The organism is Pedobacter antarcticus, assembly GCF_900112985.1.
In the GTDB taxonomy this organism is placed as follows: Bacteria; Bacteroidota; Bacteroidia; order Sphingobacteriales; family Sphingobacteriaceae; genus Pedobacter; species Pedobacter antarcticus.
The window spans coordinates 94,048-110,268 of the sequence record NZ_FONS01000012.1 but is presented as its reverse complement, the minus strand read 5'-3'; the positions used below and the strand labels follow the sequence as shown (position 1 = coordinate 110,268).

16 protein-coding genes and 1 tRNA gene are annotated in these 16,221 nt (G+C 41.1%); 4 read left to right on the top strand and 13 right to left on the bottom strand.

Annotated features, from left to right (window positions below):
- Window positions 1-307, top strand: a 307-nt coding sequence (locus BM192_RS18305) for a transposase (protein ID WP_139218460.1), incomplete at its 5' end; no start/stop codon positions are given.
- Window positions 308-411: 104 nt separating this feature from the next.
- Here the strand turns inward: BM192_RS18305 and BM192_RS18300 are convergent.
- The 13 genes from BM192_RS18300 to BM192_RS18235 all read right to left on the bottom strand — a co-directional run bounded on the left by BM192_RS18300 (window position 412) and on the right by BM192_RS18235 (window position 12,728).
- A tRNA-Leu gene (locus BM192_RS18300) sits at window positions 412-491 on the bottom strand.
- A gap of 75 nt (window positions 492-566) precedes the next feature.
- Complete coding sequence (locus tag BM192_RS18295) at window positions 567-872, bottom strand: DUF3817 domain-containing protein (protein WP_037442090.1); 306 nt, start codon at window positions 870-872, stop codon at window positions 567-569.
- 79 nt (window positions 873-951) lie between these two features.
- A complete protein-coding gene (gene hscB, locus BM192_RS18290) occupies window positions 952-1,485 on the bottom strand; it encodes a Fe-S protein assembly co-chaperone HscB (RefSeq protein WP_037442092.1) in 534 nt (177 codons plus the stop codon).
- Window positions 1,486-1,489: 4 nt separating this feature from the next.
- Complete coding sequence (gene rseP, locus BM192_RS18285; protein WP_037442094.1) at window positions 1,490-2,821, bottom strand: RIP metalloprotease RseP; 1,332 nt, start codon at window positions 2,819-2,821, stop codon at window positions 1,490-1,492.
- Window positions 2,822-2,850: 29 nt separating this feature from the next.
- The gene (locus tag BM192_RS18280; RefSeq protein ID WP_037442106.1) at window positions 2,851-4,017 is read right to left on the bottom strand and encodes a 1-deoxy-D-xylulose-5-phosphate reductoisomerase; all 1,167 of its coding nucleotides are present in this window, start codon (window positions 4,015-4,017) and stop codon (window positions 2,851-2,853) included.
- Complete coding sequence (locus tag BM192_RS18275) at window positions 4,014-5,519, bottom strand: GH3 auxin-responsive promoter family protein (RefSeq protein ID WP_037442108.1); 1,506 nt, start codon at window positions 5,517-5,519, stop codon at window positions 4,014-4,016. The genes BM192_RS18280 and BM192_RS18275 overlap by 4 nt, the downstream gene beginning before the upstream one ends.
- A gap of 6 nt (window positions 5,520-5,525) precedes the next feature.
- Window positions 5,526-6,314 (bottom strand): hypothetical protein, encoded by a 789-nt coding sequence (locus BM192_RS18270; RefSeq protein WP_037442110.1) that lies wholly within the window; start codon window positions 6,312-6,314, stop codon window positions 5,526-5,528.
- On the bottom strand, window positions 6,311-7,279 hold the full coding sequence (locus tag BM192_RS18265) for a glycosyltransferase family 2 protein (RefSeq protein WP_037442112.1): 969 nt from the start codon (window positions 7,277-7,279) through the stop codon (window positions 6,311-6,313). The genes BM192_RS18270 and BM192_RS18265 overlap by 4 nt, the downstream gene beginning before the upstream one ends.
- Window positions 7,280-7,282: 3 nt before the next feature.
- Window positions 7,283-8,236: a glycosyltransferase family 2 protein gene (locus tag BM192_RS18260; RefSeq protein ID WP_074591387.1), complete on the bottom strand. Its 954-nt coding sequence runs from the start codon at window positions 8,234-8,236 to the stop codon at window positions 7,283-7,285.
- An 85-nt stretch (window positions 8,237-8,321) separates the two neighbouring features.
- Window positions 8,322-8,897, bottom strand: coding sequence for a DUF4199 domain-containing protein (locus BM192_RS18255; RefSeq protein WP_037442114.1), 576 nt, complete (start codon window positions 8,895-8,897; stop codon window positions 8,322-8,324).
- 10 nt (window positions 8,898-8,907) lie between these two features.
- Window positions 8,908-9,582: a hypothetical protein gene (locus tag BM192_RS18250; protein WP_037442116.1), complete on the bottom strand. Its 675-nt coding sequence runs from the start codon at window positions 9,580-9,582 to the stop codon at window positions 8,908-8,910.
- Window positions 9,575-10,837, bottom strand: coding sequence for a dihydroorotase (locus BM192_RS18245; RefSeq protein WP_037442117.1), 1,263 nt, complete (start codon window positions 10,835-10,837; stop codon window positions 9,575-9,577). The genes BM192_RS18250 and BM192_RS18245 overlap by 8 nt, the downstream gene beginning before the upstream one ends.
- A 313-nt stretch (window positions 10,838-11,150) precedes the next feature.
- The gene (locus BM192_RS18235; RefSeq protein ID WP_051760006.1) at window positions 11,151-12,728 is read right to left on the bottom strand and encodes a L,D-transpeptidase family protein; all 1,578 of its coding nucleotides are present in this window, start codon (window positions 12,726-12,728) and stop codon (window positions 11,151-11,153) included.
- A 249-nt stretch (window positions 12,729-12,977) separates the two neighbouring features.
- Here BM192_RS18235 and hisG point away from each other — a divergent pair, with 249 nt between their 5' ends.
- From hisG to hisC, 3 genes are read left to right on the top strand one after another with little or no spacing between them, the layout of a single operon-like run.
- Window positions 12,978-13,829 carry an ATP phosphoribosyltransferase gene (gene hisG, locus BM192_RS18230; RefSeq protein ID WP_037442121.1) on the top strand — a complete coding sequence of 284 codons (852 nt, stop codon included), beginning with the start codon at window positions 12,978-12,980 and terminating at the stop codon, window positions 13,827-13,829.
- Between the two features lie 56 nt (window positions 13,830-13,885).
- The gene (hisD, locus tag BM192_RS18225) at window positions 13,886-15,184 is read left to right on the top strand and encodes a histidinol dehydrogenase (RefSeq protein ID WP_037442123.1); all 1,299 of its coding nucleotides are present in this window, start codon (window positions 13,886-13,888) and stop codon (window positions 15,182-15,184) included.
- A complete protein-coding gene (hisC, locus tag BM192_RS18220) occupies window positions 15,174-16,220 on the top strand; it encodes a histidinol-phosphate transaminase (protein ID WP_037442125.1) in 1,047 nt (348 codons plus the stop codon). Before hisD ends, hisC begins: the two co-directional genes overlap by 11 nt.
- Window position 16,221: the final 1 nt, after the last annotated feature.

Here is a 16,221-nt window from a genome sequence, read left to right as displayed (position 1 = left end):
TAAGCAAGCTTACAACTTAAGCCTAAACCTGAGTAACATCTTCGAGAAAACCACCGACAAACTTTATGGTCTGGCAAGACTTGCCAAATGGCATGAGGCGGTAAGGCAATCAGGCTTTAAGTCGTTCAATACGATTTCAAGATCCATTCAGCACCATTATGAAACCATCCTAAACTACTTTGATAGTCGTTCCACGAATGCTTCAGCTGAGTCTTTCAATGCAAAGATAAAGGCATTTAGAAGCCAGTTTAGAGGAGTAAGAAGCACTGAGTTTTTCTTGTATCGCCTCACCCAACTTTATGCTTAAAAACACCCTTAGTCCACAAGTTTTTGACTTGATCCGCAATACAGGCAAATTGTAAATTAGATAAAAAACAAAAACCCCTCTCTAAGTGATTTAGAGAGGGGTCGTACCCGGAGCCGGAGTCGAACCGGCACGGTTTCCCACAGGTGTTTGAGACCAGCGCGTCTACCAATTCCGCCATCCGGGCATTTCCTTATTAGCGGGACGCAAATCTATATATTCGCACCAGCATTTCCAAGGCTTATTTTCAATAAAAATACAATTAAGATGCTTTAGGCTGATCTACAGGCTCTTCCTTTAGCTTTTTATCTATATAAAATGGCACGAAAGGCAGCAATGAACCTAAAAATATCAAAGCAGCCTTACCAATACTCCATTTATACTCTACCAGACATATGATTACTAATGCGGCATACAGTACAAATAATAACCCGTGTGCCCAGCCAGTATACTTAACAGCCAGAGGCATGTCCATATAATACTTCATCGGCATGGCAATAAAAAGCAAGGCGATATAAGATATACCTTCTGCAACGGCTACTTTTCTAAAGATTGATAGTGTATTCATAATTTGAGTTTGTCCCAAAAATAGAAAAACCGGTTCATCTCTGACCGGTTATCTTTCTTTTTTACACTATTCTAACACCTTATCTTACAGCATCTAATTTTACAATACTATCATTGATACGGGTCAGATACTTTTTTCTTAAATATAAATCTTTTACTTCTTTAAGCGTCTCCTCCTGAGCAGCAGAATCCTGTCCTTCGAAGCCGTCTGTAAGTCTATCCAGCATAGTGTCCATAGTTGAGGATATTTCGGCTACCTGCGCCTTAATTGCGGCCAATTTAGCAGCATCAGGATCAAACTGCAGATCCATCAGTTCCTCATTAACTTCCATCATTTCCATAAGAAACTCCTGAGGAAGATTATATTGCTCTCCCTCAGTGAGCATGCCTTTTAGTTCCAGGATATAATGCAGTCGCTTTTGCGGATCACTTAACAACTGGTACGCCTTATTATTCAAGGTAGATAATTCCAAAACTTCTGCCTGTTTCTCTTCAGACTCATTGATATAGAAATCCGGGTGATATTTCTTGCTTAAAGCATAGAACTGCTGTTTAACTTTTGCAGGATCAGGATGAAAAGACACCGGCAAGTCGTAAAAACTAAAATAGTCCATCTATTTATTTAATAAATGCCTTGAAAATATCATTACCAAGAACAAACACCATTAGACATAACAGAATTACAAATCCTACCATTTGCGCGCCCTCCATGAATTTATCTCCAAGCGGTTTCCCTTTAATCATCTCTACAATCAGGAATACAACATGCCCACCATCCAGAGCAGGAATAGGAAGCAGGTTCATAAATGCCAGTGCGATTGAAATAAGCGCTGTAGAAGCCCAGAAATGCGACCATACCCAAACTCCACCATAAACCTTCTGTGCTATTGCTACAGGGCCGGAAAATGCTTTATCAGCTTTAATCTTCCCGGTTAACACTTTTGAAATACCTTTTGCATTGTCAGTGAAAGTTACCCAGGCTTGATTCACACCAATCGGCAATGCCTGAAAGAAGCCATATTGAATAGTTTCTAACTTCAGATCGCCTAATGTAAAACCAATACCTATCGTTCCCAGACTGTCTGTTTTCACAGTAAATTGCTTCGCAACACCATCGCGCATCGCATCTATCTGCACCTCTTTATTCTTTTGGGCTTTTAAAGCGTCAGACACATCTGCATCGTATTTAACGGCTTTACCGTTTATGCTGGTAATTAAATCACCTTTCAATAATCCAGAAGCAGCAGCAGGCCTGTTTGCAATTATGGTATCAAGTTTAGGCAGACGCAACGGAGTACGACTAATCAATTCCTCCAAACCCAGATCCGCCACTTTGTTAAGAATATTGTCGGGAATTTTAACTTCCAGTGTTTTACCACTCCGGTCAATTGTTAAGGTCGTGTGGCTTAAAAGTATATTCGAACTCGTGATCTCATCAAAACGAATCACTTTCTTTCCGTTTATCGCCAGCACATGATCTCCATCTTTCAGCCCAATTTCCTTTCCGATCACACCGACATTAATTCCATTTTTAACAGAGCTGTTTGGAATGTAGGTATCACCAAATTTAAAGGCAAGCATCCAAAAGATAAAGATACCAACTACAATATTGACAAAAACACCACCCAGCATCACGATTAAACGCTGCCATGCTGGCTTAGACCGGAATTCCCATGGTTGAGGTGGAAGCGCCATCTGCTCTTTGTCCATCGACTCATCAATCATTCCGGCAATTTTTACATAACCGCCCAAGGGAAGCCATCCTATACCGTATTCGACACCACCGCGTTTAATGCTAAATAATTTAAATCCCCACGCATCAAAAAAGAGATAGAATTTTTCAACTTTAATACCAAAAGCACGTGCCGCAAGAAAATGACCTAATTCGTGTAAGATTACTAATATTGATAGGCCCAATAATAACTGGGCAACCATAATTAATCCGTTCATATATTATTTTAGAGTTTTTAATTGAAAATTTAGATAGCTAGATGTTTTTTAGAAACCAGTTCCCTGGCAAATATACGGGTATGACGATCTGTTTCTAAGTAATTGTTCAGGTCTGGTTGTTGAATAAATTCCAGGTCGGACATACATTGTGCGATTACGTCACTCATTTCCAGGAATCCGATCTGGTCATGAAGAAAAGCGTCAACCACAATTTCATTTGCCGCATTAATTATACAAGGCATATTCCCCCCTTTTTCCAGGGCAGTGTAAGCAAGTCCAAGATTACGGAATGTCTCCATATCAGGTTTATAGAACGTAAGTTCGGGATAATCCATGAAGTTAAAACGTGGAAATTGCGTTTCTATTCTGTCCGGGTAGGCCATTGCATAATGAATTGGCAATTTCATATCTGGGACACCTAACTGGGCTTTGATAGAACCATCATTGAACTGCACTAGTGAGTGTATGACAGACTGCGGATGGACAATTACATCAATCTGATCCAAACGGAGGTTAAAAAGCCATCTGGCTTCTATAACTTCCAGTCCTTTATTCATCAGGGATGCGGAATCTATTGTGATTTTAGCACCCATTACCCAATTTGGATGTTTAAGTGCCTGTTCTTTTGTTACCTTAAGCAGATCATTCCTGTCCTTCCCACGGAAAGGTCCGCCAGAAGCTGTAATGTAGATCTTCTCAATAGAATCAATTTTCTCCCCTACCAGACATTGGTAGATTGCCGAGTGTTCAGAATCTACAGGCAAAATCTCTACGCCGTATTCAGCTGCCAGTCTTGTGATTAATTCTCCGGCGACCACTAAAGTTTCTTTATTGGCCAGCGCAATTGATTTTCTGGCGCGAATGGCTGCTATGGTAGGTCGAAGTCCGACGGAGCCCACTATAGCTGTGAGCACAAGGTCTACATTCTCATAGGCCGCGGCCATTGACAATGCCTCTTCTCCGGCATGAACTGCAATGCCATGTCCGGCAAGCATTTCTTTAACCTCTGCATATTTAGCATCGGAAGTTATAACGACCAGCTCAGGTTTAAATTCAAGAGCCTGCGCGATCAGCAGATCTGCATTGGAATGTGCACTTAAAACTGTCACATTATACAAATCCGGATTAGCCCTGATTACCTCCAGAGCCTGGGTACCTACGGATCCCGTAGAACCAAGTATTGCTATATTTTTCAAATCTTTCTGGTCAAATGAATAAGCCCGTCTGCTATTTTTCTGTCATTGGACAAACGGGGTACTTTATTTTGCCCGCCTAGTTTACCTTCAGCTCGCATATAGGTAACAAAGGCATCTTTCTGAAGGGATCTGATCACCAGCGGCTGCAGAATTTTCCCTTCAATCAGGTCAAAGTAGTAAATATTTTTCTTTTGGAGCGCCTGATCAACTTTTTTACTAAAAGCAGACAGATCAGCAGGGGGGGCTGAAAACTCTATAAACCACTCGTGATATGGCAATTCACCTGCTTCAGGATTAACCTGCGGAGCAACGGTAAATTCTGTTATACCAACACCCAGCTCATTCGCAACCGACAATAAAGATTGTTCGACCTCCTCCCCGATCACGTGTTCACCGAAAGCGGAAATATAATGCTTAATCCTTCCAGTAACCATAATCTTATACGGATTTTTAGAAACAAACTTTATAGTATCCCCAATGCTATATCCCCATAATCCTGCATTCGTGTTTAAAATCAAGGCATAGTTCGTATCCAACTCCACCTCTTCCAGACTTAGACGGGACGGATTTTCATTGTAATATTCCGAAGCTGGTATAAATTCATAAAATATCCCTGCCTGTACAAGTAGTAATAAACTTTTATCATGCTGGGAATCCTGATAGGCTATAAATCCTTCTGAAGCAGGGTAAGTCTCAATAGCATCAATCTTTTTCCCAATACTGTTTTCAATTTTTGCGCGATATGGCTCGTAATTAACACCCCCATATACGAAGAGCTCAAAGTTTTTGAAGATGTCTTTAATCTTTTTTCCATCGGACTTCTCAGTCAGCCTGTCAAAATACATTTGTACCCAGGGTGGAATTCCAGAAATGAGTGTCATATTCTGATCGATGGTTTCCGCTACAATTGCATCTACCTTTTCTTCCCAATCTTCTATGCAATTAGTCTGATAAGAAGGCAAGCGATTTTTCTGCAGATAAGCAGGTACCAGATTTGCCACTATCCCCGACAACCGTCCTACATTAATGCCATTCTTTTTCGTCAGCACAGGACTGCCTTGTAAAAAGATCATCTTTCCATTTACAAAGTCCGCATTGCCTGTTTCATGTATATAAGTTAACAAGGCGTTTCTTGCAGCTTTTATATGCTCAGGCATCGACTCCTTTGAGATCGGAATATATTTGGCACCAGAAGTTGTTCCGGAAGTTTTCGCAAAATACGCCGGTTTACCCTTCCAGAGCACATCTGCTTCTCCCGCCACCACGCGGTCAATATAAGGGCGCAATTCTTCATAGTCCCTTACAGGAACGTGTTTCTTAAAGTCTTTATAATTACGGATCTGTTCAAAATGATGGTCTTTGCCGAATGCCGTATTGCCGGCTTCTGCTACCAGATGATGGAGAACCTCTTGCTGTGCAGCAACTGCGTTGTTCTTCCAGCGATTGATCCGCCAGACAACATAGGCTGCAAAGGGTTTACTTAATGCCGCTTTTAATCCCATTTGGATTTAAACTATGTTATGAATAATATCGGGTTCTCCCTCGCCATCATATTTACTCATCATCCAGCGATAAGCAATAGTCAATGCCACACTTGACAACGGAACAATGATGAATGAGCTTAGGATATTGACAAAAAATGCGATAACCGGTAATTTGAGTGCTATCAGTAATAGACACATCACGTAAAAACCGCCCAATACCAGCAGCAGTAACAGAATTTTTGTAAAGTTACCTTTGGTAATAGCCAAACTGAACTTGATGGCTGCAAAAGGGCTCTGGTTTTTGTCAATAATAAAAAAAGGAAAGAAAGATATTCTGATCCAGGTTATAAAAATCGCAACTATACCTACCGAAACCGCGATGTTAGTAATGACTTCCATTCTTATACCTGTATATATAAAAGGGAAAGCTGCAAGAATAACGATCGCGTACACGCCAACGATAACCAGCATAAAGTAAAGCATACTTACCATGAATCTAATAATTTGCTGTCTTGTAGGTAGGGTGCTCACAATGCTGACATCATTCTCCTCATCGTCTAGTAAATGAAATATGTATTTCAACAGAGAAAGATTGAGCGTGAAATACATCATCATAAAAAAGAAAGCCATCAGTATGCTTAAATAGATGTTGACGTCCTTGATTAAAAAGGCCATTAGCCCGGACGCATTGGAGGTAATAAACATCAGAAAACACAGGGTCGCGATAGAGAAATAGTTTCTCTTGGTTACTTCCCAGGCCTTTCCAATTACTTCGTTAACGGTAAACGTACTCTCCTTTAGATAATTTATCATAGTTGTTTAAATACTAGTCTCTTGAAAAAATCCTGAATAAACCCCAGTCCATAAGCTGTCAATTGTATAAATGAAGACACGATACTCAGCGAAGCAACTTTAAATGAATGGTTTAGATACAGGGAATGAAAAAATATCAGCATAAAGTATACCAGAAGAAAAACATTCCCGGTATGTGCCAGCGGAGCACCGAAAAGGTTCAACAAAACTAAAACACCTACTCCAATGGTAAACAGTGCAGGAAAAAAGTGAACTGGTTTTAATTGAGCGGGAAAGTGTTTATAGATATTGATTCTTGCACGACCGAAAAAATGGATTTGTTTATAAAACTGAAGCATACTAGTCCGTCTTTTATGAAAAACCTTCGCACCGGGAATGAGCCCGATTTTAAATCCGGATTCATGTATACGAATGCTGAATTCTATATCCTCTCCCAGCCTGGTTAAAATAAAACCACCCGTTTTCCTCCAGACTTCTGCCGATATCCCCATATTGAAACTTCTAGGGTGAAACTGGCCTACGTGCTGCTTATTACCACGGATACCCCCTGTTGTAAATACAGAAGTCATTCCATAACTGATAGCCTTTTGCACCGCAGTAAAACTTTCATGTGCAGCATCCGGCCCCCCGTAAGCGTCCAGCTGATGAGTAAATAAATACGAAGAAACAATTTCCAGATAATCTTCAGGAATCAAGCAGTCAGAATCAAAAATAACGAAGTAATCTCCTTTCGCTCTTTCAAATCCAAAGTTCCTCGCAAAACCCTGCCCGGCATTTGGCTTGTAGTGATAATGCACATCAAGCTTGTCAGCGTATGCCTCTACAATCTCCTTTGCGGGTACAGCAGATCCATCATCAATAACAAGCACCTCAAACTGCTGATAAGTCTGAAAGCACAGGCTTGAGAGTAGCTCGTCAATTTCCTGCGGCCGGTTATATAGTGGAATGATTATAGAAAAGAACATAAATTAGACAATTTCTTTTTCAATCAGGTATTGATTGCGTTCTGTCGCATTCCTTGTGACCAGCTCGGCTACAAATCCAGTAAGAAATAATTGTGATCCAACGATAATGGCTACCAGTGCTATATAAAACCCTGGCTGGTCTGTCACCTCCCTTTTAATCGGGATGCTCATTGAAATATGATAAAGTTTTTCACCAATAATCCAGAGAGCCATGATTGTGCCGATTAAAAAGCTCAATACGCCCAGCGAACCGAAAAAGTGCATCGGCCTTTTACCGAATTTTCCGACAAAAAAGATCGACAGTAAATCAAGAAAGCCATTTATAAACCGGCTGAACCCAAATTTGGTTACACCATATTTTCTTGCACGGTGCTCCACAACCTGCTCACTGATCTTTTTAAATCCTGCCCATTTAGCAATCACAGGAATATACCGGTGCATTTCACCATATACCTCAATAGTCTTAATCACATCACTGCGATAAGCTTTAAGCCCACAGTTGAAATCATTCAACTGAATACCGGACATCTGCCTGGTCGCCGCATTGAATAATTTAGTGGGAATGGTTTTGGTTATCGGATCGTAACGTTTTTTCTTCCAACCGGAGATCAGATCCAGCTTTTCTTCTTTTATTCTCCTGTAAAGTTCTGGGATCTCGTCGGGGCTATCTTGCAAATCGGCATCCATCGTAATCACAACATCGCCCAAAGCCGCAGCAAATGCTACATTTAATGCCGCAGATTTCCCGTAATTACGTCTGAATTTAATTGCTTTAACAGATGGATAGCTAACCTTTAGATTCTCAATAACCTGCCATGAGGTATCTGTACTCCCATCATCTACGAAAAGAATTTCGTAGGAGAAGCCATTTTTGTCCATTACCCTGGAGATCCAGTCGGTCAGTTCAGGTAAGGATTCTTCTTCATTATATAAGGGAATGACAATAGATATATCCATGCAGGTATAAAAATGTATTTGATAATTAACGCGCAAATTTTATCATTTATAATGATAAAACCTGCACGCAAAAAAAATTATTAGCCTAATTCTCGTCAGAAACGAACATTGGTCTGGCCTTCTTGAAGATCGCAGCAAAAATCATTGCCCCTATTCCATACATAATTGCCTGAATACCAAACCCAACGATAGCCTGGAAAAGTGTAGGATTAAACTGACTTTCCATCTGCTGATTTTGAGTCGCAATCATCTCCTCCATTCTGCTGTCATCCACACCAAGTTTAGTTAACATATCTTCAGTTTTACCTGCGATAAGCTCTTTCATTCTCTCCGGATAAGTAGGGTCAATGAACTTTCCAAAAAGGATTGTAAAGACGTAAACAATTGCCGCAGAAACCAGAAACATAATAAATATGTGTAACAAGGCTTCGCTGAAAGTCCAGTAACCACCGGCTTTTTTGCGCATATCCAGCGAGAAGAATACAGCCAGCGCAATTCCTACAACAATATTTACAATAGATAATGCAGTAGACCCCATTAAGTGAGGCACAGTGTAATTGATCGCCAGAAAAATCACCAGGCTGACAGCAGCCATGATAACTCCATTCTTAATTGCTTCAGATCTAAGCAGACCATTTTGATTCAGCAGATTTGTTTCCATAGCTGTAAATTTAGTTTTTCTGATTAAATACTGTAATCAGTTCGTAAACCGCAGTATCGAATTCTTTATTTGTACTGAAGTTAGACAAATCCTCGTAAGCCTGATCGTTCGCTTTTGGCTGATTGAAGAAACTCATAAAAGGTATAAACAACTCTTCCATTTCCTCTCCAAGGTCGATCATACCCTTATGGGCGCAAATATCTTCGATACTGCTTTCTGCCAGCTGCTGATTGCTGATCAGATCTTCATAAATATGAAACTCGTCCTGGAATTCATCTTCTTCCACTAAAAGGAATTCACGCAGGAAATCTCCCAGTTCAGGCTTGATTTGCTCGTCATGGCATTCATTGATATACAATAACAGATTTAGCAACTCAGTGCCACGGTCTATTGTTTCCTCTTCGATATTTGCCCATTCTTCTGTTTCGAGGTAATCTTCTTCTAAACGCTTCATATCACTTGCAAAGAAGTTGATCATGAGCAGATCAAAGAATACTTCTCTCAGCTCCTCAAAAGATGGATGCTCATCAAAGACAGCGTCAAATGCTTCTACTTTTTCCAGGAACCCCTGCTCTTTACTGAATACTTCAATTAGACTTTGTTTAACAGTGGAAGAATCCTGACCAGAAAGTGATGCAAATTTATCTAATGAAGCGACTAATGCGCGGTTAACTTTATTATCCATATACTTGAAATTGATTATTGTTATAAACCATTTGAACTTTACCGGTTAATGTTTCTCCTAGTAAAGGTGTGTTTGATGAAAGAGAATAGTTTTGAGCCTGATCATAAACCCAGGTTTGAGAAGGATTAAAGAGCGTAAAATTGGCAAGCTCTCCTTCAGCAATCACCGGAATGGATAGACCAAGCAGCCTGCGCGGGTTGATACTTAATTTTTCTACGATCTGATTCACGGTAAGCCCGGCTTTGAATAGCAGAGGCAGTACGGTTTGCAAAGCAATAATACCATAAGCAGCAATTTCAAATTCTACCTGTTTATGTTCTGGTTCGTGAGGGCGGTGTTGTGAAGATACCGCATCAATAGTTCCGTCCTTTAAGCCCGCAAGCAAAGCCTTGATATCTGCTTTGTCCCGTAATGGTGGTTTCACCTTATAGTTACTATCAAAGTCATTTAAAAGCTCCTCTGTAAAGACCAGCTGATGTGCAGCTACATCACAGGAAATCTTTATCCCATCTTTCTTCGCTTTTCTAATCAGGCTAACAGAGCCGGCGGTAGAGATGGTACTGATATGAATCGGGGCATCATGATAAGTGGCAAGAAAAATATCCCTGGATATCTGCATTTCCTCTGCCAGTGCGGGAACACCCTTCATGCCCAATAATACACTTATTTTACTTTCATTGATCTGGGATTTACCAGCAATAGATTTATTCTCGGGGTGTACCATTAAAAGGCCGTTAACGCCTTTGCTGTATTGTAGCGCCCGGCTCATAAATCCATCATCAACCACAGGCTTTGCTCCGTCCGAGAACGCAACTGCACCTGCAAGCTTCATATCATATAATTCGGCTAGTTCTTTACCTTCCAGATCCTGGCTGATTGCTCCTATAGGATGAATGTCGACCAGATATCCTGCCGCTTTATTGACCAGATAAGCCACCTGCGCCTTTGAATGTACGACTGGTTTTGTCTGCGGCATTAAGGTGAGCCCGGTAAATCCACCGGCCTGCGCTGCTGCAGCTACAGAATCCAGATCTTCCTTTGCTTCAAAACCCGGATCTCCTGTTAAACAGTTCAGATCAAAAAAACCAGGTGAAAGCACAGCACCATTACCGTCGATAACCTCTTCACCTTTTTGCGGGCTCAGTTTACCTTGAATAGATGCAATTTTACCCTGTACCACGCGAACATCACAGTTTTTTTCATGGAAAGGGCTGTTAGGATCAGCTATGGTTACGCCTTTAAGCAGAAGGTTCATGTTTTCTTATGTTTTTAATGGTTAAAAAATTCGAATCAGTTGAATTCCCTTTAGACAGCACTACCCGCAAAATTAGGTAATTTTCATCAAGCATCGGCTGCATATTCATTTCATACGCTATCGTTGTTAAATCAATTAATAAAAACGTCGAAAGACTCCCGGAAGCCGAAAAACTTATCAACGGATTATTGCGAAAGAAATAAATGAAAAAGATAGGAAAAAGGAATAGAATAGTCATCGGAATGGCCGGTACCAGTACTGAAAATATATAAACCGGGCAGACGAAATTCATTAAAAAACAAATGTAGAAATATTATCTGTATTTTTTCATAGCGTTATAAAGAGCATCATCCAATCCGTAAACATCATTCCTGTAAACCATTTTGCCGTTTTGTACCCAGGCGGTTCTGTAATTCAGGAAAATAGATATTCCTTTCCGTGTACCAAACCATTTAGGCTTGAGTTGAAATGCATTCACTGTGTCCGCCTTTTTCTGGAGAATCTTCTGATAAACCTTCATTTTGGTCGTATCTAGGGGAGGTAAATTTACTTCCATGCGAAGCTGATCATATTCTGCTTTGCTCTTAAGTAGGTTTTCTGCAAACTCCAGCGGTTTCTCCACCCTCACACAACCATGACTAACCGCGCGAACTGAGCGGTTGAATGCAGACTTATTATTTGTATCGTGCAGATAAATGCTCGAGCCATTCTCGAAAATAAATTTGAATTTACCTAGTGCATTTCCACTTCCGGAACCTTGTTTAAATTGAAAAGGAAGACGTTCACGGGAATACTTACTCCATTGAATCGTATCTGGGTCTGCAACCAGTTTGCCTTTATAATAAACACGCATATTGTTGTTGGAAAGATAATAAGGATCACGCGCGGCGTTATAATAAATCTCATTCTGGGCAATGCTTACCGGAATATTCCAGATTGGATTCACCTGTATGGAGTTAAATTTACTAAGCAAGATAGGCGTCTGATGATTTTTTGGTTTATCATCCAGCTTTCCTGTACGATTGTACGCTTTGATCTTCTCCTCATAAGCAAGCTCCCTCCGGGACCCCACGCATACTTTCATATAGGAGAGTGTATCATTATCTTTATACCAGGTCAGACTGTAATCAGGTATATTCACTTCGACATATTCATTTCCGATCCCCGGAATCTTCCATCGCAGCCTCTCCATATTGACCAGCGTAGTTTTAATTAATTCCGAATTGGGGTTGCTGCTTTTTTCCAGATCCCCAAGACTGCGCTGCAATGCGAGATAATTAGCACTGCGGGGTTGTATTTGCTGAAGATGTTTCTCCAAATTCTCAACTTTCAACAGACCCGACAGATAAACGGAGTCAGGGCGGGTTGTCGTCACATAATACCTGTTCAGCACTTTCCTCGGGTTAATGCTGCCAAAACCGACAAAAGTGTCATACTTCAGCAAGGCAGAAGCACTGAACAGCTCCAATTCAGCGATCACAGGATAAGCCTCTTCTATATTTTTAAACTGGTTCCCGCGTAACTCTTCCAACAAATCTGTGAGTCGGGTATAACCAAATAAGGAAGGTTTGTATCCATGTAGTTTACTATTCCCGACATAAGCAGCAAGTGTATCCAGCTGACCATCAACGAAAAAGCGTGTAACCAAGGTCGTATTCATGTCCTCACTCTCGTAAAATTTACCTAATGTATTCGGGTTACTTAACTTAGGCTTAAGTGAGTCTAGGGTTTTCCTGAAAACCTGATTATAGGCAGCGGTATCGAAGTTTTTATAGATTTTATTCTTAAAATGATCGGCAAGTATAATCCCTACTTCAGGTGTGGTTTTGAACCAGGTACATGAAGAAATTAATAAAACAAAGGGAAAAACAACAGTAAGTATTCTTTTCAATTGAGGAATTTTAGATTATTTTATCAAATAAAATGCCATATATTTTTGAAAAGTGCTCCTGATGGTTATATTTGTGTTCCCCAGCGTGCAACGCATTATTGGATAAGGACTAAAAAATTATGAACAAACACTTGAACAATCATTTACATTTGCATCATCGCCAGTAGTGGCGATATATATGTAATGTTTTGTACTTCAAGACTTGTTTCCGAATTTTAACTTCCTGTCTCATTCAATAATTTCAATCCATTGAAAACACTTAAAATTGCTATCCAGAAATCTGGTAGACTAAACGAAAAATCTGTAGAAATTCTTAAAAATTGTGGCCTTTCATTTGAGAACTACAAAAGCTCCCTTATATCAACTGTAACCAATTTCCCTCTGGAAATCTTGTTTCTTCGTGATGACGATATCCCCGAATATGTGCAGGACGGCATTGCCGATCTCGGTATAGTTGGCGAAAATGTCATTCATGAAGTCAATGCAGATGTGACCTACCTGCAGAAATTAGGGTTCGGTAAATGCACCCTGAAAATCGCCATTCCAAACGAAAGTGAAATGACTGATATTAGTCAGCTGGAAGGCAAAGCTATTGCAACTTCCTATCCCGTAATTCTCGAAAAGTATTTAAAGGACAACGAGGTGAATGCCGTAGTCAGAACGATTTCAGGTTCTGTAGAAATTGGTCCGGGACTTGGTCTGAGTGATGCAATCTGTGACATCGTTTCTACAGGTGGAACTTTAAAAAGTAATGGTTTGAAACCATTCGCCGAAGTGATGAATTCCGAAGCAGTAATGATCTGCAGTAAAGGTACAGAACTCAACGAAGACGTTATTGAATTACTGCAGCGAATCCGTTCCGTACTGCGCGCAAAAGAAAATAAGTATGTCGTGCTTAACGTCGCAAAAGTAAACCTCGAAAAAGTTGTTAACCTGCTGCCAGGTGTTAAGAGTCCAACTGTAGTTCCTCTGTTTGAGCCGGACTGGGTTGCTGTACATTCGGTGATAACAGAACAGGATTTCTGGGAGAAAATTAACTTATTGAAAGCAGCGGGGGCAGAGGGAATTGTCGTTATGCCGATCGAAAAAATCATCGCATAACAATAAAACAACCGACCACAACCGTTAACTAAAAGTTAAATCAAAAACATAACACATTGAAAATCTACAGTTATACCAATCTATCTAAACAGAAAATTGAGGATATCTGCCTGAGAACACTGGAGGATGATGCAGCTATCGCGGAACGTGTTGGCCAGATCATTAACCAGGTAAAAACTACCGGCGATCAAGCGCTGCTTGACTATGCCGGTCAGTTCGACGGCGTAAAACTGGAACGGCTTTTTCTCGATGAGCAGGAGATTGAAACTATTGCATCAGAAATCCCGCAGGATGCAAGGGAAGCTATTGAAACAGCCTATGCGAATATCAGAATGTTTCATGCAGCCCAGCTTAAAACGGAAGACAAAATAGAGACTATGCCGGGAGTCAGCTGCTGGCGGGAGTCACGTCCTATAAGCCGGGTAGGCCTTTATATTCCAGGTGGATCTGCCGTACTGCCCAGCACTTTTCTAATGCTTGGTATTCCAGCTATGCTTGCTGGATGCGAAGAGATTGTCGTTTGCTCACCACCGCAGAAAGATGGGAAGACAAATTGCTACCTGGCTTATTGTGCCAAGTTGCTTGGTATCAAAAAAATCTATCTGGCCGGGGGTGCACAAGCCATCGCCGCAATGGCCTACGGCACCACAAGCGTACCTCAGGTTTACAAGATATTCGGGCCTGGAAACCGCTACGTAACTCAGGCCAAACAGCAGATTTTGGCATCAGGCATTGCAGCCATTGATATGCCTGCAGGACCTTCCGAGGTACTAATCATAGCTGACCGGAGCGCTTCACCCGCCTTTGTTGCGGCAGACCTGCTGGCTCAGGCCGAACACGGTTCTGATAGTCAGTCCATTCTTGTTTCTACCTCAACAGAACTCATCGCTGAAGTGATGCAGGAGATTGATAATCAAATTAGTTATTTACCAAGAGCAACAGTTGCAGCAGCAGCAATTGCAAACTCCTACGCAGTTCATTGTGAGAATCTGCAGCAGGCCATGGCGTTTAGCAACGCTTATGCGCCGGAGCATCTGATCCTTGCGACAGAAGAGTTTGAAGCACTTATTCCTCAAATCAGTAATGCAGGTTCTGTCTTTCTGGGAAATCTAACTCCAGAAAGTGCGGGCGATTATGCTTCAGGAACAAATCATACCCTTCCTACAAGTGGTTTTGCAAAAGCTTATTCAGGCGTATCCACGGATTCTTTTCTGAAAAAGATAACCTTTCAGCATATTACCCCTTCAGGACTGAAAGCAATTGGCCCTGCAGTAGAAATATTAGCCACTGCAGAAGGACTTCAGGCACACAAAAATGCAATCACCATTCGTTTAAAATCTACAGATGGATATTAAGAATTTACAAAGAGAAAACATTAAAAATCTTCGCCCCTATTCTACTGCGAGAGATGAATATAAAGGTCAGGCCAGTGTATTTCTGGATGCCAATGAGAATAGTTTCGGCTCACCATTGCCTGAAAATTTCAACCGTTATCCCGATCCGCTTCAGCTAGATCTGAAGGACGCCTTGAGCCGGATTAAAGGTGTGCCTATTGAAAATACCTTCTTAGGTAATGGAAGTGATGAAGCTATCGATTTACTCTACCGCGCGTTTTGCAATCCGGGAAAAGACAACGTTATCCTGCTCCCACCTACTTATGGCATGTATGAAGTTTCTGCAAATATTAATGATGTAGAAACCCGTAAAGTAAACCTGCTCCCGAATTTTCAGCTCGATCTGGAGGGAATTGCCGAAGCGATAGACGAACACACCAAACTCATCTTTATCTGTTCGCCTAATAACCCCACAGGCAATTCCATCATCAGGACTGACATAGAGACGATCTTAGCCAATTTCAAAGGGTTGGTGATCATTGATGAGGCTTACATTAATTTCGCTAAGCAGCGGACCTTTATCCAGGAACTGACAGAATACCCTAACCTGGTTATTCTCCAGACTTTCTCTAAAGCATGGGGTCTTGCAGGCCTGAGACTGGGAATGGCTTTTTCTTCCAGCACTGTTATAGATATTCTGAACAAAGTAAAAGCGCCTTACAATATTAGCCAGTCCACTCAGGACCTTGCTCTTGCGGCTTTGCAGGAAATCGGCCAGGTAAATGAATGGATTAAAATTACTGTGGCTGAAAGAGAGGCATTAAGTAAATCTCTGCTGCAAATACCATCAGTAATCAAAGTTTATCCCTCGGATGCAAACTTTATTCTGGCTGAAGTCACACATGCAGAGAAGATCTATGACGCACTAGTCGAAAAAGGCATCATTGTCCGTAACCGTGCAAAAGTGACCCTATGCGAAGGCTGCCTGCGGATTACCGTTGGTACACCAGAAGAGAACGAAATATTATTATCCACTTTAAAATCGTTAAGTATTTAAA